The organism is Nostoc sp. (genome assembly GCF_036917375.1).
In the GTDB taxonomy this organism is placed as follows: Bacteria; Cyanobacteriota; Cyanobacteriia; order Cyanobacteriales; family Nostocaceae; genus Nostoc.
In genome coordinates, this window is the sequence record NZ_JBALDN010000095.1 from 24651 (window position 1) to 46845 (window position 22195).

Below are 22195 nucleotides of genomic sequence, written 5' to 3' on the forward strand. Positions count from 1 at the left end.
ATTAGTTATTAGTCATTCGTCATTAGTTAAAAATGACAAAGGACAGCGGACTAATGACTATTGGCTATCATTCAAACCTTCAAAGGCAGGACAGTAACCTTCGAGAGTTACCTTAAAGTTATACAACGGGGAAGCTGGATTCCAACACCGCTGCCCCCTTTGATGTCGGCAAGTACCACAACAGTCTACATCTGTCCAGGTATAGCGATCGCTATTTTGGTTGAGCAGTTCTCGTTGAGACAATCCCCTTAATACTAATTCTTCCCCTTGCCAACGAGCTTCAATTAAACCAGTATCGGCAAATTGCCGCCAACGCGGATCGGCAGTAATCACATTGGGTAGGGTGATTGTGATTATTGTTCCTAACTCTGTCAGTTCGCCTTCATAGTTAGTCTCTGGTGCTGCCGGTTGTAAAAATGTGTCGCCGATGGGCAGTTCTACTAAGGTATCAGCCGCCGGAGAATGTACGTGGTAGCGGTTTTGCAACTCCTCTAAGCTAGTCAGGTCTGCCAGGTAGGCAGGGGAACCGTGGACAAAAATGACGTGCTGGGGTCGCAAATTATGAATTAGCTGCGTAGTACCAGGGCCATCACTATGTTGAGCTAAAAGATAGCTTTCGACAGTGGTGGGCGCTAAATATTCTTTGTTAACTTTTATATCAATTTTTTCTGGTAGGAGAATCAGCCAAGGCCCTGTGTCTAATTGGCAGTGTTCGCCTAAATCAGATGTCGAGTCGGTGAGGACAATACAAGGCGACTTGCCTACATTGGGACGATATTCTGGTTGTAGACGACGCACGCGAGGACGTACCCGTTCATCCCAAAATAAGGGTTGATGGCGGGCGAAGTTCTGCACTGATGGCGGGAGATGGGGTAGCAGTTCTAGGTATGCATCACATCCAGTGGCGACAGCACCATCTACCCAGATATCTAAATCTCGTCCGGTGAAGTGGTGATGCGATCGCAAGAGCATTAATAATTCTTGACCTAATCCTAAAGCCGGGGTGGGAAGGATTACCGAACAATGGTCAGCGATCGCTCGATTAATTCGCTCGGCTAATTGATTTTCTTGGTTGCGGCGGTGAGGATGACGGGATGTGCCATAACTACCTTCAATGATTAACACATCTAAGTCTAAACCCCGCAGTTCCTCTAAACGCAAACCCTCTACTAACCGAGAGTTGGACAAGAAAAAGTCACCTGTATACAGTAGCTTGTAAATACGCTGCTTGGTAGTGTAGGTAAGTAGAATTGCCACTGCCCCTGGTAGATGCCCTGCGGGAAATAATTCTGCCACCAAACCATCTTGGAATTCCACAGGCGATCGCAATGGCAAGGCATGACAAAATTGGGAAATTTTCTCAGGGTCTTCGTCTACCCAATTCAGCGGTAATAACTTGCTAGTTACTTCACTACCATAAATAGGTAACTTGGGAAAAGCTTTATGCAGCGCCAGTAAGCCTTTAGCGTGATCTGGGTGAGCATGACTAATCAAAACTAAATCTGCTGGTAGGGGCGAACTAGTTCCAGGTAACGACTTATTAAGCCCCTTAGCCAGCGATGAAACATCCTCCAAACCACAGTCCAACAGAATGCGGTGTGGCCCCATTTTCACCAATAAACACACGCCCTCGTTGTCATGCTGGACACTATAGGGCAAACATTCTAATTCACTACCTGCTTCCGCAGCATCTACGCGAGAGGATGCCGACAGATTATCCCTCATGCTCTCCTCCCCTCAAACCTCATCATCATGGACATATCCCAAAAGCCAAAAGTTACACAAATTTTGGTTTTGTGACTTAGGGGTAAGTTTTATCGTGCGCCCCTACACCCTGAGAATACAGATTTTTGATTGGGGAGGACGCCTGCACCGAACCCGCACTGCTTCGGAAAGGTGGGCTAACGAGAAGCTATCAAACTAGTAGCTTAAGGAGTTTGCCTCTGGTTTCTTTTCCCTTTACAAGTTTTAAGCGCTCTTAGCTTCACCCTCCAAGAAGGCGATCGAGCGTCTACAGATTTATCTCAATGTGCGGAGCCATTGCCATGATAGTTATCTGAATCATAGAACCCGTTTTTCGTGCCAAAAAATAAGCACGAAAGCGTAAATATAACTGTTAATCCAGCTAGAATCAGCTTTACATCCATTTGTCTGCTGCCCTTTACTCAAAGACTTTCCTATATTAATTTAGTGCTTCCGCAATCAAACGGAATCACTAGAAAATCTTTACTATGGCTATATGGATTGGGCAATAGGTAAATTTACCACAATCAGTCAGATTGTAGAACTTTTCGGTCAAGCTGTCTATCTATCTAGATGTAAAACAATATGACAACAGGAGCAATCCTCTACAGCCTGTAAAAATCCTCATCTAAAATCTGCTCAATCGAAAAAGGACAAACGGTGGGATACTCACTTTCGTGGGGTATGGGAATTCCAAACTTAGCTAGCAAAATTTCCTTAATTGCTAGCTTTCGAGCATCTGGGTAGGCTTTTTCCACCGCCTCTACTAAAAAACTTTTGAGAGAAGGAGTATCTGCCAAATTATTGATAACTCACTGGCGATGTTCAAGTATGGAGCTATACCAGCTTCCTTTCATGCTATCGGGGACATCATACTGAACGCGTAATTTCGATAAAGTCGAGCTTAATTATGAATTACAATATTAGTATGATTCCCCGTGTCAGAGCGCCAGAATTACCGCAAAATTACTTTTGGCTCAACACCAATAAACCCTTGTCTCTTAAAAAACTCAAGGGTAGAGTCGTAATTTTAGACTTTTGGACATACTGCTGCATTAATTGTCTGCATATTCTACCAAACCTGAAATATTTAGAACATAAATATAAAGATAGCCTTACTGTTATCGGCGTTCACTCTGCTAAATTTGATAACGAAAAGGAAACGGAAAATATTCGCCAAGCTATCCTGCGCTACGACATTGAACATCCAGTTGTAGTTGACAGTGGTTTTCGGATTTGGGAAGAGTATGCTGTGCGTGCTTGGCCTACGTTAATAATTATCGATCCAGAAGGTTACGCGATCGGCCAGATTTCTGGTGAAGGAAACCGTGACACTTTAGATGAGTTGATTCAAAAGTTAATTCAGCAACACCAAGACAAAGGCACAATTAATTTCCAAGAAATCAGCTTGACTTTAGAAAAACAGCGCCAACCATTAATCACACCTTTAGCTTTTCCTGGTAAAGTTCTAGCTACCCAAGCAGGTTTGTTTATCGCTGACTCTGGACATCACCGCCTGGTTGTGAGTAGCTTTGATAAAGAAATTCTGCACTTAATTGGTACTGGAAAATCTGGCTTAACCGATGGTGCTTTTAACGAAGCGCAATTTTTTGCACCGCAAGGAATGGCTTATGATGTCGAAAATGAGATTCTTTACGTAGCTGATACAGAAAATCATGCGCTGCGGCGAGTTGATTTCAAGCGTCAAGTAGTCGAAACTATTGCGGGGACTGGCGAACAAAGCCGTAATATCCATCCTCATAGCGGTGCTGGTTTAGAAACCGCGCTGAATTCTCCTTGGGATTTAGTGAAAGTGGGAAATATCTTATTTATTGCAATGGCTGGGCCGCATCAAATTTGGCAAATGGATTTAGAAACTGGAATCATCAAAACTTATGCTGGTACTGGTGTGGAAGCGTGTATTGATGGTTCACTTACTGAATCTGCCTTTGCCCAGCCTAGTGGTATTACTAATAATGGGCAAGAATTATATATTGCGGACAGTGAAGTTAGTTCAATTCGTGGTGTGGGAATTGTCGAACCGTATCAAGTAAGAACTGTTTGTGGTAGTGGCGGTTTATTTGGGTTTGGTGATGTAGATGGACAAGGTGAAGATGCGCGTTTACAACACTGTTTAGGAGTTGAATTTGCTCATAATTTTTTGTGGGTGGCAGATACTTATAATCATAAAATTAAATTAGTTAGCCCTAGTGGTAATTGTCAAACAGTTTTGGGAGATGGTTTTGCCGGTTTACAAGATGCTCAAGGTAAGAAGACTCGTTTTTTTGAACCTTCCGGATTGAGTGTTAGCAGTTTATATCTATATATTGCGGATACTAATAATCATGCTATCCGCCGCGTAGATTTGGATACTTTTAAAGTAATAACGCTTCAATTTCCTGGTTTGTGTGCGCCAGATGTTTGTATTCCGCCGAATTTATAATATTTGAGTATTTTCACTAGCTTGATATCAATAAAATTACAGAATAAGCTGGGAGTAATCTTAAATTATCAAGCTGGTATTGTCCAGTCTAAAATAGATATGAATAATAAACTAATTACTCTAGATTGTGATGATGATATTGTACTTTTGCATAAAGATACTTTTAAAGTTAGCAGATTAGAGTAATTAGTTCGGCAACAGATTTGCAGCAAGTGGGAAAATCATGGTGCTTATGATTTCTCAACTGAAAAAGCTATCACTTCAATTTCTGCATTTTTCCAGCAACTATCTTTTAGTCAAGAGACTATCAAAATAGATGAAATTAAATTTAATTTGGTTACAGATTGCCAGATACTTAAAATTAAAGGTAAAGGCTGGCAGAAAGGTAAACTGGAAATTCAAATATACATATCAAATACAACCAAAGATAAATATAAATTGTGTCTTAAATTTTGTCCTGATGAACAAGATGAACCTGAATCGCCTTTAGATGATATTCGTAAAATGATACAAGCATAAACAACATGAATACTATTCTCCACATTACCAAACGTCAAAAATGGGAACAAGCAAAAAATCTTGGTATATATCGCGCTGATTCGTTAGATAGTGAAGGTTTTATACATTGTTCAAAATCAACGCAAATACTCAAAGTTGCAAAAAGATTTTTTAATAATCAAAAAGAATTGGTACTACTTTTTATTGATTCTGAAAAAGTCCGACCTGAAATTCGCTATGAACCTGCTGAAATAGGGGAATTATTTCCTCATATTTATGGTGAGTTAAATATTGATGCTGTGTATCAGGTAATTGATTTTGAAGCTGGGGAAGATGGTTTATTTGAGTTGCCGCAAGAAGTTATAGATTTAGAATAACGAACCGCCTTCTCTATGAGAGACTGTCTGCAACACGCTGCGCGAACGCCAAGGATGCTGAAGAGGAAAGACGAGAAGCCATTTAAAGCATTCCGCGCTTTACTTAAAGAACGGGAATTAATCTAGAGCAATTGTGACCGAATTTAATTTACAAATCCAAGAAAATAGCGATGGCTTATCAACTCCACTGGAGGATGCTTTACCTAGCTTGCTTCCCCTTAAGAGTACGATACACTGCGTCAACACTAAAGGCGATCGCCTCGACCGTTACCTTTCCCAAGAATTACCAGACTTATCTCGTTCCCGCATCCAACAGTTAATCGAACAAGGTAATGTCCAACTTAACGATCGAGTTTGTACATCCAAGAAGATCAATGTCAAGGTAGGCGATCGCATCACTCTCGAAATCCCAGAAGTTCAACCTTTAGAACTACAAGCCGAAGATATCCCCCTAGATATCCTTTACGAAGACGACCAGTTACTTATTCTCAATAAACCCGCAGGCTTGGTTGTCCATCCTGCGCCCGGTCATCCAGATGGTACTTTAGTAAATGCCCTGCTGGCTCACTGTCCCAATTTACCAGGAATTGGCGGAGTCCAACGTCCGGGAATTGTCCATCGATTGGATAAGGATACTACGGGTGCGATCGCGATCGCTAAAACAGATATTGCCCATCATCATCTACAAGCACAACTGAAAGCAAAAACTGCACGACGAGAATACTTGGGCATAGTTTACGGTGCGCCAAAAACTGAAAGTGGCACTATCGACTTGCCCATTGGTCGCCATCCCCAAGACCGCAAAAAAATGGCTGTTATGCCTGTAGAACAAGGCGGACGAGTCGCCGTTACTCACTGGAAAATATTAGAACGCCTTGGTAATTTCACCTTAATTCACTTTCAATTAGAAACTGGACGCACCCATCAAATTCGCGTCCACAGCAGCAAAATCGGTCATCCCATTGTTGGCGACCCAGTTTATAGTTCTGGACATTCAGTGGGTGTAAATTTACCTGGTCAAGCACTACACGCTTGGCGACTCAAATTGCAGCATCCCTTATCTGAGGAGTTGATTGAGGTGACAGCGACTCCTCCCGCCCACTTTACAAAACTTTTGGAGATGCTAAAAAGACGAACTACACTTTAATGCTCAATGCCCAATACTTCGGCTCCTTTCGACTCCGCTCAAGGCAAGTCGCTCAGTACAAGTGCCCAATGCCTATTAACAACTAGCGTGCATTAGACATGGGATAGAGTCTGTTTCATTTAGTTTATCTAAATAAAACTCCTACATAACCCAAGACTTATGCACGCTATAAAACAATCGAATGGATGTACTAGCCAGCCACCGACTAAAAAATGTTATTTAATTCCTGACAGTTGCCGATAAGGTACAGACTTTTCGATATCGATGTTGTATGGCGAGATCCGTTGTGGAGCATTGCCAGTTGCATTGATACTTTGTGCCAAAGCCAAGAATAAAGCTGGATCGCCAGCCTTGGGCTTTTGCTCTTGTGGGAGGAATCTGCGTACCTCGACCTGCCAAATGATTTGGGGGAAACCCAGTTTGGCACGGTGATAATCTTCGTATCGCGGAGATTTGATGTTGAATGGCAACTCACCCTGAGATTGAGATGGTAGTATCCGACGGCGCTGATAAGGCACTGTGGAGTATCCAAAATTGCTCAGGTACTCTTCAGTGTTGAGTACTTCATCAATAAAGCCTACAATCCCCTTGGTAGCCACTACAATTGACCAGGCGATTTTTTCCCGCTCGTTGTATGGATCGCGTCCTAGAACCCGCTGAATTACTTGCTCAACAAAGCGATAATTATTGTTGAGGTCGTAAAAGCTTTTCTTAAAGGTATTGGAAAGCACCAACCCACGAATAAAGTCCCGTACTGTAATTTGTCCATTACGGAGTTGAGACTCTAAATATGTTTCGCGATCGGCAGCAAAAGCATAAAAGAAAATTTGACGATATGCTGCTTCAATCAGATCGCCTAAATCTGACGGAGAAAGTATATTGTCTGTAGTGAAAATCCTGGGTTGTTCATCACCCGGCACTTCGTATCCAGCTACACGCTGATTTTGACTTGAAGGTTCATATTCTAACAGAGGAAGTGGCACTCTAAAGCCTCCATGTTCTTAATTAAAGTTAACAACTTTTAATCACATATTAAGGGAGTAGTTGTATCAGAACTTCAGATTCTGATAAAATTTCACGAAACTTAACTAAGGGGAATTTAAGTATTCGTAGGATAAATGATTAGGCTGCTGGATTCAACCCATAGCTAATCAACAAATAGGTAATCAGACTTCCAGCTTAAGAACTACGTAAATCACTCAAAAATTTTATTCACATATTTTAGATTAGGAGATTCAGTTTCACCTTTTTGAACTGAAGCAATAATTTTTAACATTTAGCAAAAGAAATTAATGGGGCACTGGGCATAAGAAGCAGAGGGGAAAATTTACTGCAACTTCCTCTGCTTCCCTGCTCCCCTGCTCCCCTGCCTCCTCGGCGACTCAGCGACCTATCCAAAAGTCCAGAGGATCTATGGTTGATTTACAGTAGGGCCAGCTACGCAAAGTTGCTTCCATTCCTGCCTCCCAGTAGGGTGGTTCCAATCCCAGTCCTAAGCATAAATGAGATAGGATAGTAGCAAACTGCTCATTGTGACCAAACTCTCCTAGATGGGCATGGGCGTATTCATGGACGACTACACCAAACCAGTCTTTAGGTGCAACTCGACCAACATCTACCAGAATAGTGATTGGGTTTGTGAGAATGTTGCACAGCCCATCTATGCCAAAAGATTGAGCTATGGGGACTGCAAAAATTTGGATGTGGCGACGCTCTTGGGGATGAAAACACTGATGACAAACTTCTAGATAGGTGTTGATCTGAGCGTTCACAGTGTTAATATTCTCACCGATCCAAGTGCAAATGGGGATGCGATCGCGCAGGTTATCAAATACATCCACCATACCCGGTTCTAGGGCAAGTCCCTGCACTAGACGCAGATAATCTTGCCCACGAGTAAAAGCATCGCTCTGCTTGAAATAGTTCACCAGCCCAAAACTGAATAAAACTGTCTTTTTTCCAAAATATCCGCTCCTTGTCTTTCTGTTACTTCTTCTGAGCTAGAAGCCTCAACAGCAGTTTCAATGCGGCTTTCGGTACAAAACGATGCGGTGCTAAAGCCGCCAAACCTTTTGACTGTACTGGTTCTTAGTCGCATATTTGGGCTGGCGAACCAGAATCGCTCAATGGAACTCATTGTTTCATATTCGGTTGTCAACACTAGTCCATCTTCATCATCCATGTGAAAAAGACCAACTACAGGCACTATTTCGGCATAACCTCTTTCACGGAGTAATTTGCCTTGCCTTGGGTTATCGCTATCAGGCACGATCGCAAATATGGTTTTCCCTTGATGATTCTCCTCATCCTCTCGATCCCAAGCCATTGTCCCTAGCCAACGCACACGCGAGCCACCGACTGAAAGGCTGGGGTCAATCTCATGATAGCGGCACAATTCAATGATTTCGGGATGATCGGCATCCAGAGTTTCTACCTGTATATCCGATTCTCCTATCTCTGAGCGTTTGAACGCCAGATGATGAGTTGCACGTTGCGATCGCCACTTACCAGCACTTAGCTGAAAAAATTCCATTGCGTCTATCAATCTTTTGACTCCTACTTATTGCTCCTGCGGATGATGTTTTACGAGTTTTTTCTTTTTAGAGTAGTTAGTATATAAACATTCTAAACATTACAGCGATTAGCGGCCAGCTTCAATAAACACCCTAGAAAGGGAGAGACTGACCTGTTGTCATGTAATTGTAAACTTTTATGAGTGTAATTCTTTATAGCTTGACAATGTAGACATTTTAATATCCAAGTGCTAAACTAGTAGAAAGCGATCGTCTTCTACTAACAACAAATACCCTTCGATTCAATCAATCACAGGAGTGAATGATGGACTTTCCAGTTGAATTAACTTTAGAACAACAGTTTCGCTTACAAAATTTGAAAGACCAGGTAAAAACTTTGAGTCAACAAGAGGCTCAAGAATTTTTACTAGAAGTTTTACGGCAGATGATGGTGAAAGATAATTTGGTCAAACATCTACTCAAACAAGCTTGATCGAGTAAAAAACAAAATTTTTTCCTTAAGACTTACGCAATGGGAGAGTTCCATCAAAATGCGTAAGTCTTAATTTTTTTTGCTCAATTTCGGCTAAATCTTGATTTTGCGATCGGGAAAGCCAAATTATAGGTAAATATTACAGATTGTTACTTTGTCTCTCATAGTAAAGACTAGGGTACTATTGATCCCCTATGTTTTTGTTTGGCTACTCGCAGTTAACCTGATCGAGAACACGCCAAAAATAATATCCGCCATTTGTGAATATTAAGGAGAACTCATGGTTCTTGATGCTTTTTCCAGAGCTGTAATTGCGGCTGATGCCAAAACCGCTCCTATCGGTGGTGCTGACTTGGCAGCCTTGAAGTCTTTCATCGCTGAAGGCAACAAGCGCCTTGATGCAGTGAATGCGATCGCTAGCAACGCTAGCTGTGCGGTTTCTGATGCCATTGCTGGGATTGCTTGTGAAAACTCAGGTTTGATTCAATCTGGTGGTAACTTGTACCCCACTCGTCGGATGGCTGCTTGCTTGCGTGATGCTGAAATCGTTCTGCGCTATGTAACTTATGCGCTGTTGGCTGGCGATTCTTCCGTATTGGACGATCGCGCTTTGAACGGTTTGAAAGAAACCTACACAGCTTTGGGCGTACCTACTAGCTCTTCTGTACGCGCTTTCCAAATCCTGAAGGCTATCAGTGTCGCTCACATCACCAACACCAACACTGAAGCTAACGCTGGTAAAAAATTCCGCAAACAAGAAGTTGTTCAAGGCGACTGCTCTGCTCTAGCTGCTGAAGCTGCTAGTTACTTCGATCGCGTTATTTCTGCTTTGAGCTAATCGCTCATGGCTAAAGGCTGTTAGCCAAGCAAACTGAAATTAAAACTCGATCAAATCTAATCTGGAGTATAAAAAGCAATGAAATCAGTTATCACTACAGTTATTGGATCTGCTGATGCAGCAGGTCGTTTTCCAACCACCTCCGATCTAGAATCCGTTCAAGGTAGCATTCAGCGTGCTACAGCTCGTCTAGAAGCTGCTGAAAAGCTGGCTTCTGGTATCGATGCCGTAGCTAAGGAAGCTTATGATGCTGCCTTCAAAAAATATCCTTTCCTGAACCAAGAAGGTGAAGCTGGCGACACTCAAGTTAAGAAAGACAAGTGCCTGCGGGACATCAAGCACTACTTACGCTTGATTAACTACAGCTTAGTTGTGGGTGGTACTGGTCCTCTAGATGAGTGGGGTATTGCAGGTGCTCGTGAAGTTTATCGCTCTTTGAATCTGCCCACTGCTCCTTACGTTACCGCGTTGACTTATACTCGCGATCGCGCTTGCGCTCCTCGCGACTTCTCTCCTCAAGCGTTGGTTGAGTTCCGCAATCTCCTCGACTACGTAATCAACTCCCTTTCATAGTAATAGGGATTGACTAGACGTAGACGAGCGATCGTCATACTCTAAAACTTAGGGACTCTCAGTCTGTTGCTTTGCCTCTATCGGGTTGGGTGATTGACCAAGAGTCCCTCTGTCGTTAATAATTCGTAATTCGTAATTAATGACTAGAATTCTTGCAGAAGTGGGGAAAAGGGTAAGGGGCAAAGGGTAAAGGTATGAAATTTTCCCAAACTCAGTAACCTTTAACATGCACCCCAACATTAAGGCAAAAGTTACTTTTGCAAGATGTCTATTGAATTTGGGGGATTTAAACAGGGAAATTTTCTTTTATGACAATAGATTCTTTATTTGCACAGTTAAAACACCCCAATCCCAATTTACGGGAACGAGCCATGTGGGAACTGGCTGATGTTCGTGATGAAAATACCATTCCTCGGCTGATGGGTATTTTAGATGAAGAAGATGTCACTTATCGTCGAGCTGCGGTAAAAGCACTGGGTGCTATTGGTACAGATGCTGTACCGCTACTGGTAGAGTCATTAGTAAATAGTGATAATGCAACCATTCGGGGTAGTTGTGCTAAAGCTCTAGCACAAGTTGCTGCTAATCATCCTGATGTTCCCTTCCCAAATGAGGGTTTACAGGGATTGCAAACAGCGCTCAATGACCCAAATCCCGTGGTTTATATTGCATCAGTAATGGCACTGGGTGAGATTGGATCTCCTGCCTTTGAGATTTTGGCTGAAGCTCTGAAAAAAATAGATAATGTAGCGGTAGCTGTGGCGATCGTCAATGCACTCGGTTCGATGGGTGATATCCGTGGGGTAGAAGTGCTGACAGCATTGACAAATGATGAATCTATCGATCCGTATGTTCGAGAGTCAGCAGTTAGCGCTTTGCCCCGGTTAGATCAAGTGATTAAATATAACCGATAGTAGCGATCGCTAATTATCCGCTCAAGTTGGAAATTTTCATCGTCTTATTCCCAAGCTTCTTCCTCTAACTGCCTCTCAATTTGAGAAATCGCCAACTCGATCACTGCTTGAACCCCCGCTTCTTCTTCCTTGGTTAATGCGGCTTGCAGGGGTTCTAAAGCAGCACCATCACCAATTTTCATCAATGCCAGAGCTGCTGCTTTTCGGGTTTCCCAATCGGGATGATGTAGTAATTCAACAAGGCTAGGAATTGCCGAACGATAGGTCAGGCTACCCAAAGCTGCTGCGGCTTCACACCTGACAATTTCAGATGGATCGTTGAGGGCATTAATTAAAATATTAAATGCTCCTTCTTGAGTGCCTTCTTGAGCAATTTTAGCGATCGCACCCACTACCGCAGCCCGAACTTCAGCGGAGTCGGAGTTAATCTCTCGATATAAATGCTCCTTCGCCTCTGCCCCAATAAATCCTAACGCCCATACCGCATGACCTTTGGCACTTTCTGGATACTCGGTTGACGCTAAGATTTTCAGCAATGCTGGTACAGCTGCCTCACCTATTTTGGCAAGCCCCCCTACCGACGAGGTTTTGACCACCATATCTTCATCATTTAAGAGGGCATTGACCAAAGTGGGAACTGCGATCGGGTCAGCAATGAGTGTCAAGGTTTTAGCACTGGCTCTCCGCACAACTGGATTGGGATGATTTGCCACAGCTTCCATCAATAAAGGGGTCGCTGGTTTGCCGATTTTACCCAAAGCCTCTGCAAAACTCAACCTAACCATGCCTCGTGAGTCTCCCATACTCTCAACCATCCGCTTTAGTAGCTCTTGGTCATCTGAGTTGAAAGTGTTTAAGCTTAATTGCTCGCTCACCGCTTTAAATAAAGCGTCAGTTTCTGCATGGGACAGACTTAACGAATCTGCCCCGGATTGAGTTTTGGAGTTGAGCATATAATCTCTAGCTAAATTATCAAGACAAATGACTAGTTGCTGCCACTCAGGGCAGCCTGCTGATTACGGAGTTCCTGGAGGGCAGAATCAATCTTGGCAAGCTCAGGCTCCAGGTTTGCCATAACGCTTACTTTCTTCAACTTAGCCCGTTTTGCCGTTTCCGTAGTTTCTTGAACTAGACGTTCCCGATATTGCTCAAGTTCTGCAATCACTTCTGCTACATCTTGAGCAGTAACGTTATCGGTTGTTGTGAGTTCTGAGGTTTCATCCATAAGTTTTGTTTCCTAAATGCGTGTTTATATGAATGATGTGCGATTGGTGTTGCCTAAAATGTTTGTATTTGGTTACTCGCTAAAGACCAACATTTAGCTATTACATAAAACTGAACAATTAGCAAGAGGGAACTGAACTAATAGCTGACAAATGCATATATTATGATCTTCTCAGATCGCGTTACCCCTGGTAAAGCTTTTTGACGTAAATTTTCAAAAGTTTAACCCAACTAGATTTCTGATAAGTTTTTTAAGCTTTCTTAGATTGCAAGTGTGTAGGCGTAGCATAGTTTAGCAGTTTGCAAAAACTGCTCAAGATGTTTGCTCCACTGGTAAAACGCCTCCCCAAAAGTATAAGCAGTTGCTATCTTAAACATTCAGGAAAAAGATCGTGGAAACAACAAGAAACAACCCACTAGATATACGTCATGTTAGCCCTAACGTAAGAGAACTAATAAAGCAATACGCTGCTGTAAATAACTGTACGCAGGCGGAAATGCTAGAGCGTATTGTTTTAGAGTGGAACACCCAACAAAGTGACAGCGAACGACCATCAGGAGATGAGGATGAATAGCTCTTTTTGTACAGTTTTTGAGGGCGATGATGCGGTTTTTTGGTTTGTTTGGCTCTACCTCGGCCAAACATTGTTATTTTGTACTCGCCCCGTCTGGACTTCATCTCCCCAATCCCCAATTCTCTGTACCCAGTCCCTAGTACGATAGTAAAAGTGATCTCTAAGCAATTATCCAAGAGCCATTTTATAGATCAATGGATAAACGTTTTTTTAAAATGTTTGGGCTAACAGAAGAAGAAGCGATCGCAATTATTGATACACCATTAGAACAACTCGAAGACGCTTCTGATAAGTATATTGCTGTTTCCCATTTAATTAACTTCCCCACTGAGCAATCGATCGCGGCTTTGGTGCGGGCGATTGAAACTAGTAACCCTGATGAGTTAGACCACCGCATTGTTCGACGCAAAGCTGTGGAAAGTCTGGGGCGATTGCAGGCGGAATCAGCTTTACCTGTAATTCGGCAATGTCTTAAAGATGATGATATTTATACTGTTGAAAATACCGTATGGACGATCGGAGAAATTGGGACTAAAGATCCAGAAATTCTCGAAGAGGTGGCGCAACTGCTGGATAAACCAGGTCAAATCTATCGAGTCATTATCCACACTCTAGCTAACGCTGATTATCAGCCGTCCCTTGAACGCGTGCGGAAATTTACCCAAGTTGAGGATGAACCTACCCGTAGTGCGGCGATCGCTACAGTTTGTCGATTCACGGGTGACTACTCCCAAATTACTGAGGTAATGGCGCTACTGCAAAGTTCTAGCGTCAATGCACGACGCGGTTGCATTCAAGATTTGATTGATTCCCGCTACTACAAAGCCATCCCAGAAATCGCTCGTTGTCCAGTATCTTTGGTGTTCCGGTTGCGAGCATTGCGGATGTTTTTGGATGCAGGGGTTCCCAGTGGTGAAATTACTTTTACAGAAATTCAACCTTACTTAGAGCAAGTACTCTACGATCGTCCCAACGACCTCGATCTAGTACATGAATATGATGCTACCCCTGTTCTAGATTTTGTGATTAACGAACTCTACGAAACCGATTTTGGACGTTGCTATTTAGCGACAAAAACTTTACTCGATATCTATCCACAAGAAGCACCCCAAGCCCTTCTAGTAACTTATGCCGACAAAGCATATAACGACTATGGCGCTCATTATCATGTGATGAAACTTTTCGGTTGGCTAAAATATGCTCCCGCCTACGATTTATTAGTAGAAAACCTGCACAACCGCGAACCTCAGTTTCAAAAATCTCGTGCGGCCTGTGCGATCGCTCTTGGTGAATTGGGTGATTCACGAGCGATTCCTGAAATCAAAATTTGCCTGAATACACCGATTTGGGATTTGAAATACGCTTGTTTATTAACGCTAGACCGCTTAAGAGACTCCTCTGGTCGGGAAATTTGTGCTGGCGATCGTGATTGGTTAATTAGGGCGAAGGCGACAAGTAATTAATAGACCCATAAATCACAAAATTTGAACCCCACCCCGCCAAAGCTACGTTTTGTCTCTCCTCCTCTTAGTAAGCTACGGTGTATACATAAGTCTGAAATAGCTGAACCAGGATTTTACCCCACCCTAACCCTCCCCTTATAAAGGGGAGGGAACTAGATTTCTTTTTCCCCCCTTATAAAGGGGGAATTAAGGGGGGTAATTCGACTTGTGTGTAGAGGCGGTTTATAACCGCAGTTTTACTTGCTAGTGGTTACTGCTTCGTTTAAAACTAACTTTGGTTCTGGTGTCTCTTCTTCTTCTGGCAAACCGTAAATCGATCTGTACAACTTCACATACTGCTTGGCAGATTGATACCAGCTAAAATCTTGACTCATGCCACGTTTTTGTAGTTCTTGCCATTGCGGTTTGAAACGGAAACCTTCCCAAGCGCGGATCATTGAGGTAAAAAGGTCTAACGGTTCATAGCGATCAAAGCAATAACCAGTACCAGCAGCATTTTCAGGGTCGTGGTGAGTTACGGTGTCAACTAATCCACCTGTGCGGCGGACAATGGGTACAGAACCGTAACGCAAAGCCATCATTTGGCTAATACCGCATGGTTCAAAACGGCTAGGCATCAAGAAGGCATCAGTACCTGCGTAGATCCGGCGAGACAAGGCATCGTTATACAGTAAGTAAGTTGCCATGCGTCCGGGAAAACGGGATGCTAATTGCCACATCTGAGTTTCATAGTAGCGATCGCCTGTCCCCAACAGCACAAACTGGGCATCTGTATAAGATAGAAAGCGATCGAGGATTTGCAATATTAAATCAATGCCTTTTTGTTCCACTAAGCGGGTAACAATCCCAATAAAAAAGGCTTTAGAATTAACTTCTAATCCTACTTCTTGTTGCAAAGCAATTTTATTGGCTTTGCGTTTTTCTAAAGTATCAGCAGTAAAGGTTTGCTCAATGTATTTGTCATTTTCTGGGTTATAAACTTCGGTATCAATACCGTTGATAATTCCAGATAATTTACCGCTAATAAAAGACAGCAAGCCTTCTAATGTTTCACCGTAAGTAGGTGTCTTGATTTGCTCGGCATAGGTAGGCGAAACTGTATTTACCTTATTAGCAAATTGTACCGCCGCCGCCATTGTGTTGTGTCCTTGCATGTACCAGGGACACCAAGTAATTTTCTCTAAATACCAACGCCACGGCCCTTGATAAGCCAGGTTATGGATGGTAAACACTGTGGTGATATCAGGATCTTGGTGCATCCATACGGGAATCATTCCTGTATGCCAATCGTGACAATGGATAATATCTGGCTTCCAGTAATTCCAGGCGAACTCGGCTGCACCATTAGCAAACAATGTGAACCGCCAATCTTCATCATCTCCAGAATAGATGCGGCGCGGCATGAAGGACGGATGTCCAAATAAGTACAAGGGAACATCAGTACCAGGCAGAATACTTTCGTATACTGCGAAGTGCTGGAACATGGCATCTCCCCACCAAATGGGTTCATAAGGAATTTCCATTTTGTCTGGCAGGAAGCCGTAGTAAGGCAAGAATATCCGCACATCATGCCCCATTTCTCTCAGGACTTTGGGTAATGCCCCGACAACATCACCCATTCCTCCTACTTTCGCAACTGGTGCTGCCTCTGCTGCAACAAATAGAATCCGCATGGTAATTTTTGCTTCCCTGAGTCGATATTGTCAAATTAACTTTCTGAAATCCCGCTCAACGCGAATTGTCGCGTCTGGCACATTAGTGCAACGGCGATCAATTCTTATCTAATCACATTGGCTTGTCCAATTGCTTAGGAACCGCGCTGAATCACCGCAAAAATTTCTGATAAAATTTCTTGCGCTCCCTGTTGCCGCAACAGTTCTGCTAGTTCTGTGCCTAGTGCTTCGGCGTTATTGGCAAGTCCGGTGACGGTATCTTTAACGAACTTTTGACCATCTACACTGGCGACTATCCCGGTTAAAGTTAAATTCTCACCAGATATTTCTGTATTTACACCGATAGGTACTTGACAGCCGCCCTCTAAAGAGCGTAAAAAAGATCGTTCGGCGAGACAGCGATCGCGTGTTTCGGTATGTTCAATTGCTTTGAGTAGAGATAGCACTTCACTATCATCAGCACGGCATTCTATCCCCAAAGCTCCTTGTCCAACCGCGTGGAGGGAAATTTCTTTGGGTAAGATTTGATGAACGCGATCGCCCATTCCCAATCTTTCTAATCCTGCTGCTGCCAAAATCAAAGCATCGTATTCACCTGCATCCAGTTTTGCCAACCGTGTAATCAAGTTTCCCCGCACATCCTTAAAGGTAAAGTGAGGAAAATGATGGCGTAACTGTGCTAAACGCCGTAGAGAAGATGTACCAATTACCGCACCTTCTGGCAATGTATCGATTTGTTTATCTTTATGCTTTTCATGCACCACTAATGCATCAGCTGGGTTTTCTCGTTCAGTAATTGCTGCTAACGTTAACCCTTCTGGTAAGTGAGTCGGCAGATCCTTAAGAGAATGAACTGCAAAGTCAATCTCTTGATTGATCATTCCGAGTTCAAGTTCTTTAGTAAAAAGTCCTTTATCGCCAATCTTAGCTAATGCTACATCCAAGATTTTATCGCCTTGGGTAGACATGGTGTGGACTTCAAAAGTGATATCAGGAAAGCAATTCTTGAGTTGCTCTTGTACCCAGTAGGTTTGAACCAGAGCAAGTTGGCTTTTACGTGAGCCGATCCGAATAGTGCGTAGGGGACTAGAAACAACTGAAGTCATAAAACAATATATCAAAGGAGGCGATAAATTCACTCTCATCTAGACTACCGTAGTCAGGGACTCATGCGAATTTTGGGTTTTGGATTTTGGATTTTGGATTACAATTCTTTACCAAAAGCTTGTTTGTGAAATCTCAAATAATAAAATTTTTATGCATTGAGGGTGTTGCGATCGCTCACAATGGCGATCGCAACACCTTCAAGTTTCAGCTAGTACCCACCAAATTTTGGGAAATAACCAAATGTAGTCAGCAAACTAAACAAGGTAATCAGTGCCAGTGTCGAAGCTAATAGCAATAACACCACATCTCTGTTAGAACTGCGTAAGAAGGTTTGTAAATTAAAAGGCTCAACTTGCTTTCTCGTCAAGGGAAGCGGCAATTTATCGCGATAATCTTCGCCATAACGAGCCATTCTGGCGAAAGGTAATTCCCCTAGAGAGTGTCCTTGTAAAATCCGTCGCCGTTGATAGGGGACTATATTGTAACCAAAGTTACTCATGTACTCCTCGCTATCCACCAAATCGTCGATAAACCGGTGCAGTCCTTTACTAGCTAGGACAATCGACCAGGCTAGTTTTTCGCGTTCATTGTAAACCTCACGACCCAATAAGCGCTGTACGCATATCTGCACAAAGCGGTAATTGTTGTTGCTTTCGTAATTGAGTCGCCGAAATGCATCAGATATTGCTAATCCTCGAACGAAATCCCTGACTGTAATTTGACCAGTTCTCAGTTGGGATTCTAGACAGGTTTGGCGATTGCTATCTAGCATCTGTTGTTCGTGGAAAATCTGGCGATAGGCTGCCTTAATCAAGGCATCCATTTCTAGTGATGATTGCAGATATTCGGCTGTATAAATTCTAGGTTGCTCGTCGCCAAGAATCTCATATCCAGATACACGGTGATTTCGAGATGAAGGGGAATAGCTTAACAAAGGAATAGGCATATTAGAGCTATAAATTTGTGGGGATTGGGAATTATGTATGAGCCAAAACAGTTTCGTTAGCGAGGCGTTGAGTCAGTACCGAGTTAGTTCTGAAGATTCCCAACTCAGCATTCCTGAAGGGCATTTGTTGCTTTTGTCTCCCTTATCCCCAGTTATTAGCCCTTTGAGTTATGATTTGCCACAAAATTGACTAGTAGTATGTCAAGTTTAATTTCGTAGTAAGCACTTCAGTCCTTATTTTCTAAGCACTAAAGTGCTTACTACAAACCCTCAAGATTAACGTACTAATAGGCTGTAGTGGAACTTTATCTACCTTGAATAAGTTGCTCAAGCAACTTGTCTGATTAATTGAGATAGTAGCTAGATATACGCATTGATGGGAGCACAACTGAGTAGATGCCTAAAGTTTAATTAAATTGCCCTTCAGTACTAAACATACCAACTTGCGATCGCTAATTTCACTTTGCTGAAACTAGGACTCAAGAACAGTAATTTGCTCACTACCCATAATATAGGAATTTCCTAAAACCTGTCTATATACAATTCTGATAATGGCTTTAAATTTTTCTACCAACTTACCGAATACCTTTCCAGTTGAGTGATGTTGAAACAGGCGGCTATAGAGTTCTTTGGGAAGGTTTTAAGAACGATTAAAGGTTCTTGTCTTTTCTTGGTGATATGATGCGATCGCACCTTGGGCTGAACTTGGTCAATATATCTAAAAAACTCAGCCTCAAAAGGGAAGTTGAAAATTTACAGGAATGCTAAGAATAATTTGTTATCTTCATTAGTTATCCAAGCTTAGTTATTATACCTTATGAATCGTTCCGCCTGTCTGATCTTCAATCCTGTTGCGGGTCAGGGCGACCCAGATACAGAGCTAGCAGAAATTCGGGCAATATTAGAGCCAGAGATCGATCTAGATATTTATTTTACAACTGAAGAAATCGATGCTGACCAATTGGCATATCAAGCTGTAGAGCGAGGAGTAGATGCAATCATTGCTTCCGGGGGAGATGGTACTCTCTCAATAGCGGCGGCGGCAGTAGTGGGAACTGATATCCCATTTGGGATCATTTCCAGAGGAACAGCGAACGCTTTTGCCACAGCTTTAGGAATTCCTGACACGATCGCAGGTGCGTGTCAAACAATTTTGCAGGGAGCAACCACCCATGTAGACGTAGCCTATTGCAACGATCGCCCAATGGTACTCTTGGCTGGTATTGGCTTTGAAGCTGAAACTGTGGAATTGGCAGATCGAGACGCCAAGAATCGCTTTGGGATGATGGCCTATGTTTTGGCAGGAATCCAGCAATTAAGAAGCTTACATAACTTTGATGTTGAAATTGAAACTGAAGATAGGATAATAAAAACTAGTGCCTGTGCAGTAACAGTAGCAAATGCCGCACCTCCCACTTCAGTTTTGGCTCAAGGCCCAGCAGGTCTGGTTTATGATGATGGGTTACTAGATTTAACGATTGTAGCTCCCGCTAACAAGGCAGGAGCGATCGCTGCCACGTTTCATCTGTTTCAAACAGCTTCCACAGGTAGCGCCGTTGAACGAGATGATATTGGTTTTCTGCGAGCCAAACAATTTAAAATTACCACTGAGCCACCACAAAAAGTTGTTCTAGATGGTGAAATAGTAGGCACAACACCTGTAGAAATTAAGTGTGTACCAGCAGGCTTAAGAATTTTCGTGCCATTAGTAGAAGAAGTTGAGCCGACCGAAAAACTAGAGGGACTCCCTAATCTGATTATTGAGATGAAAGATACAGCTGAAGAATGAGGGTATAGGGCATGGGGTATGGGGCATTGGGCATAAGAGGCAGAGGGGCAGAGGGGCGGAAAAACTTACTACAATTTCTCCCCTGCTCAATACTTGTCGGCTTTTGGGGGAAAGGGACTCATGTTAAAGGGAAAAAAACCTTATATATCGAGCCTTCCAATCCTTTTCCCCTTACCCTTTTCCCTTTAACCGAGCAGTATTGCTCTCCCTGCTCACCTTCAATTGAAAACTCAGGAGTAGGTTGCATTGAAACTTGTATCCGATCCAACGATCGCTAAAAAAATTCGGAAAATGAATCAGCGGGTACGGTGGCAAGATCCGTTAATTGTGGAACGGGATATCGACCAAACTCGGCTGGTGTTGGAAGATGGTCAAACAGACAACTCTGAGTTCTCATTTTTAGTTGTCGGTGATAGTGGTTCCGGCAGACACAGAGGACACAATCCGCAGCGACAGGTGGCTGAACTTATGCTGCCCCATCACAACGAATCCCGGTTTATGCTGCATACGGGGGATGTAATCTATTTAGTGGGATCGAGTGAATATTACCAGCAAAACTTTATTCAGCCTTACCGAGAGTTTATCTCCGGCATAGAGCATCGCAAACGGATTGCTTATGACCAGATGGTTTTTAAGCTGCCCATTTTACCTGTGCCGGGAAATCACGATTACTATAACTTGCCGATTTTATTGAGCTTGGCATCCCTAACAACATTACCCATTCGTCGCCTGTTGCGATCGCGGTTAGACCTAGATGTGGGTTTACATGGCTCAGGATGCGGTGACGCTTATGCAAAGGCATTTCTCGACTATCTAAAGGCGTTTCAGCTTCCAGGAGAGTTAGCCAGTCACTTAGATCGGTACTACACAGCCAAGACAGATACAGGTCGTTGTCTTTCCTATCAACCTGGGCAATTTACCCGCCTTCCCAATCGCTATTACACTTTTCGTTATGGCGGTATTGATTTCTTTGCCTTGGATTCTAATACCTTTAACGATCCACCACCGCTACCAAAAACAAAAAAAGGTAACGCCGATCGCAAACTTCTAGAAAAACGTCGTGAGGATTTAGAGCAAGAAAAACTGCAAATTATTGAAACCTCACCCAAACTTCGACCGGAAAATCCCAGTGAAGCGGATCAGTTAGATGATTTTCATGCCAAGCTGTCACAAATTGAAGAAATTATTGTTGATATCGATAAGCAACTAGCCACTAATAAAACAACGCTGACTGACACTGAACAACTGGATTGGCTCAAGCAAAGATTAATTGAATCTTGGAATAATTCTGAAGTTCGGGGAAGGATAATTTATTTCCATCATCCTCCTTATGTAACTGAGGCGACGAAGTGGCAACAAGCACAAACTTTAATTGTTCGCGATCGCCTGCGTGGCGTGTTGGATGCGGTAGCGAAAGAAATCGGTTCTTTAAATCAGGGTCGTCCTTTGGTCGATTTGGTATTAAACGGTCACGCCCACTGCTTAGAACACCTGGAAACAATGGATACGGGACACGCTGATTCTCATATCCACTGGATTGTTTGTGGCGGTAGCGGGTTTAGTTTGCGACGCCAACGAATTGAGGGAGCAGATTTGATGGAGGAGAATCGGTTAGTAGCGCGATCGCATCTCTTCATCGGTCGCAACGGTCAAGGTTTTCAGAAACGGCGACCTTATTCAGGTTTACGTATTGATGTTAAAGGGGATGGACAGCCTAAGTTTATTGTTCGTCCTTTGGTTGCCGAATGGTATCAGCGACAATGGCATAATCGCGAACTTGAGCCGCTGATTATCTAGTAATAATACTGTATTAAACTTGTAGAAACCGAAAAAGCCAAAGCTACACTTTAGACATCTCCAGAAATTAGGTTTTCACCTA

General features: G+C 42.9%; 23 protein-coding genes. 13 read left to right on the forward strand and 10 right to left on the reverse strand.

What is annotated here, in order from left to right; genetic code table 11:
- Positions 1 to 57 precede the first annotated feature (57 nt).
- Positions 58 to 1725 (reverse strand): MBL fold metallo-hydrolase, encoded by a 1668-nt coding sequence (locus tag V7K45_RS25755; protein WP_335007771.1) that lies wholly within the window; start codon positions 1723 to 1725, stop codon positions 58 to 60.
- A 623-nt stretch (positions 1726 to 2348) separates the two neighbouring features.
- The gene (locus V7K45_RS25760) at positions 2349 to 2543 is read right to left on the reverse strand and encodes a DUF29 family protein (RefSeq protein WP_335007772.1); all 195 of its coding nucleotides are present in this window, start codon (positions 2541 to 2543) and stop codon (positions 2349 to 2351) included.
- Between the two features lie 128 nt (positions 2544 to 2671).
- Here V7K45_RS25760 and V7K45_RS25765 point away from each other — a divergent pair, with 128 nt between their 5' ends.
- The 4 genes from V7K45_RS25765 (at position 2672) to V7K45_RS25780 (ending at position 6208) form a co-directional block, all read left to right on the forward strand.
- Positions 2672 to 4186 (forward strand): thioredoxin-like domain-containing protein, encoded by a 1515-nt coding sequence (locus V7K45_RS25765; protein WP_335007800.1) that lies wholly within the window; start codon positions 2672 to 2674, stop codon positions 4184 to 4186.
- 264 nt (positions 4187 to 4450) lie between these two features.
- Positions 4451 to 4705 (forward strand): KGK domain-containing protein, encoded by a 255-nt coding sequence (locus tag V7K45_RS25770; protein ID WP_335007801.1) that lies wholly within the window; start codon positions 4451 to 4453, stop codon positions 4703 to 4705.
- Between the two features lie 5 nt (positions 4706 to 4710).
- Positions 4711 to 5061: a DUF952 domain-containing protein gene (locus V7K45_RS25775; RefSeq protein WP_335007773.1), complete on the forward strand. Its 351-nt coding sequence runs from the start codon at positions 4711 to 4713 to the stop codon at positions 5059 to 5061.
- A 229-nt stretch (positions 5062 to 5290) separates the two neighbouring features.
- A complete protein-coding gene (locus V7K45_RS25780) occupies positions 5291 to 6208 on the forward strand; it encodes an RluA family pseudouridine synthase (RefSeq protein ID WP_335007802.1) in 918 nt (305 codons plus the stop codon).
- Between the two features lie 215 nt (positions 6209 to 6423).
- On the opposite strand, the gene V7K45_RS25785 is transcribed toward V7K45_RS25780, so the two are convergent.
- The 3 genes from V7K45_RS25785 to V7K45_RS25795 form a co-directional block, all read right to left on the reverse strand.
- The gene (locus V7K45_RS25785; RefSeq protein WP_322667611.1) at positions 6424 to 7191 is read right to left on the reverse strand and encodes a phycobilisome rod-core linker polypeptide; all 768 of its coding nucleotides are present in this window, start codon (positions 7189 to 7191) and stop codon (positions 6424 to 6426) included.
- Between the two features lie 399 nt (positions 7192 to 7590).
- Entirely contained in the window at positions 7591 to 8136 is a 546-nt protein-coding gene (locus V7K45_RS25790) for a hypothetical protein (protein ID WP_335007774.1), read from the reverse strand.
- Positions 8133 to 8750 (reverse strand): phycobiliprotein lyase, encoded by a 618-nt coding sequence (locus V7K45_RS25795; RefSeq protein ID WP_335007803.1) that lies wholly within the window; start codon positions 8748 to 8750, stop codon positions 8133 to 8135. Before V7K45_RS25795 ends, V7K45_RS25790 begins: the two co-directional genes overlap by 4 nt.
- A gap of 293 nt (positions 8751 to 9043) precedes the next feature.
- Here V7K45_RS25795 and V7K45_RS25800 point away from each other — a divergent pair, with 293 nt between their 5' ends.
- The 4 genes from V7K45_RS25800 (at position 9044) to V7K45_RS25815 (ending at position 11539) form a co-directional block, all read left to right on the forward strand.
- Positions 9044 to 9214 carry an NblA/ycf18 family protein gene (locus V7K45_RS25800; RefSeq protein WP_442942052.1) on the forward strand — a complete coding sequence of 57 codons (171 nt, stop codon included), beginning with the start codon at positions 9044 to 9046 and terminating at the stop codon, positions 9212 to 9214.
- 280 nt (positions 9215 to 9494) lie between these two features.
- Positions 9495 to 10052, forward strand: coding sequence for a bleomycin hydrolase (locus tag V7K45_RS25805; protein ID WP_335007775.1), 558 nt, complete (start codon positions 9495 to 9497; stop codon positions 10050 to 10052).
- A gap of 78 nt (positions 10053 to 10130) precedes the next feature.
- The gene (locus tag V7K45_RS25810) at positions 10131 to 10625 is read left to right on the forward strand and encodes a bleomycin hydrolase (RefSeq protein WP_335007776.1); all 495 of its coding nucleotides are present in this window, start codon (positions 10131 to 10133) and stop codon (positions 10623 to 10625) included.
- A gap of 308 nt (positions 10626 to 10933) precedes the next feature.
- The gene (locus V7K45_RS25815; RefSeq protein ID WP_335007777.1) at positions 10934 to 11539 is read left to right on the forward strand and encodes a HEAT repeat domain-containing protein; all 606 of its coding nucleotides are present in this window, start codon (positions 10934 to 10936) and stop codon (positions 11537 to 11539) included.
- 44 nt (positions 11540 to 11583) lie between these two features.
- Here the strand turns inward: V7K45_RS25815 and V7K45_RS25820 are convergent, their stop codons facing one another.
- Positions 11584 to 12492 (reverse strand): HEAT repeat domain-containing protein, encoded by a 909-nt coding sequence (locus tag V7K45_RS25820; RefSeq protein WP_335007778.1) that lies wholly within the window; start codon positions 12490 to 12492, stop codon positions 11584 to 11586.
- A gap of 32 nt (positions 12493 to 12524) precedes the next feature.
- On the reverse strand, positions 12525 to 12764 hold the full coding sequence (locus V7K45_RS25825) for a hypothetical protein (RefSeq protein WP_322704097.1): 240 nt from the start codon (positions 12762 to 12764) through the stop codon (positions 12525 to 12527).
- A 391-nt stretch (positions 12765 to 13155) separates the two neighbouring features.
- On the opposite strand from V7K45_RS25825, the gene V7K45_RS25830 reads away from it, so the two are divergent.
- Complete coding sequence (locus V7K45_RS25830; RefSeq protein ID WP_335007779.1) at positions 13156 to 13338, forward strand: hypothetical protein; 183 nt, start codon at positions 13156 to 13158, stop codon at positions 13336 to 13338.
- Positions 13339 to 13532: 194 nt separating this feature from the next.
- Positions 13533 to 14801 carry a HEAT repeat domain-containing protein gene (locus tag V7K45_RS25835; protein ID WP_335007780.1) on the forward strand — a complete coding sequence of 423 codons (1269 nt, stop codon included), beginning with the start codon at positions 13533 to 13535 and terminating at the stop codon, positions 14799 to 14801.
- A gap of 236 nt (positions 14802 to 15037) precedes the next feature.
- Here the strand turns inward: V7K45_RS25835 and glgA are convergent, their stop codons facing one another.
- From glgA to V7K45_RS25850, 3 genes are all read right to left on the reverse strand, one after another.
- Positions 15038 to 16474, reverse strand: a complete 1437-nt coding sequence (gene glgA, locus V7K45_RS25840; protein ID WP_335007781.1) for a glycogen synthase GlgA — start codon at positions 16472 to 16474, stop codon at positions 15038 to 15040.
- Between the two features lie 134 nt (positions 16475 to 16608).
- Positions 16609 to 17580 carry a hydroxymethylbilane synthase gene (hemC, locus tag V7K45_RS25845; protein WP_335007782.1) on the reverse strand — a complete coding sequence of 324 codons (972 nt, stop codon included), beginning with the start codon at positions 17578 to 17580 and terminating at the stop codon, positions 16609 to 16611.
- 209 nt (positions 17581 to 17789) lie between these two features.
- Entirely contained in the window at positions 17790 to 18527 is a 738-nt protein-coding gene (locus V7K45_RS25850; protein WP_335007783.1) for a phycobilisome rod-core linker polypeptide, read from the reverse strand.
- 37 nt (positions 18528 to 18564) lie between these two features.
- Between V7K45_RS25850 and V7K45_RS25855 the strand changes: the two genes are divergently transcribed.
- The 3 genes from V7K45_RS25855 to V7K45_RS25865 all read left to right on the forward strand — a co-directional run bounded on the left by V7K45_RS25855 (position 18565) and on the right by V7K45_RS25865 (position 22113).
- Complete coding sequence (locus tag V7K45_RS25855; RefSeq protein WP_335007784.1) at positions 18565 to 18717, forward strand: hypothetical protein; 153 nt, start codon at positions 18565 to 18567, stop codon at positions 18715 to 18717.
- Between the two features lie 627 nt (positions 18718 to 19344).
- Positions 19345 to 20316 (forward strand): YegS/Rv2252/BmrU family lipid kinase, encoded by a 972-nt coding sequence (locus V7K45_RS25860; protein WP_335007785.1) that lies wholly within the window; start codon positions 19345 to 19347, stop codon positions 20314 to 20316.
- A 246-nt stretch (positions 20317 to 20562) separates the two neighbouring features.
- The gene (locus V7K45_RS25865) at positions 20563 to 22113 is read left to right on the forward strand and encodes a metallophosphoesterase family protein (RefSeq protein WP_335007786.1); all 1551 of its coding nucleotides are present in this window, start codon (positions 20563 to 20565) and stop codon (positions 22111 to 22113) included.
- The last annotated feature ends 82 nt before the right edge of the window (positions 22114 to 22195 follow it).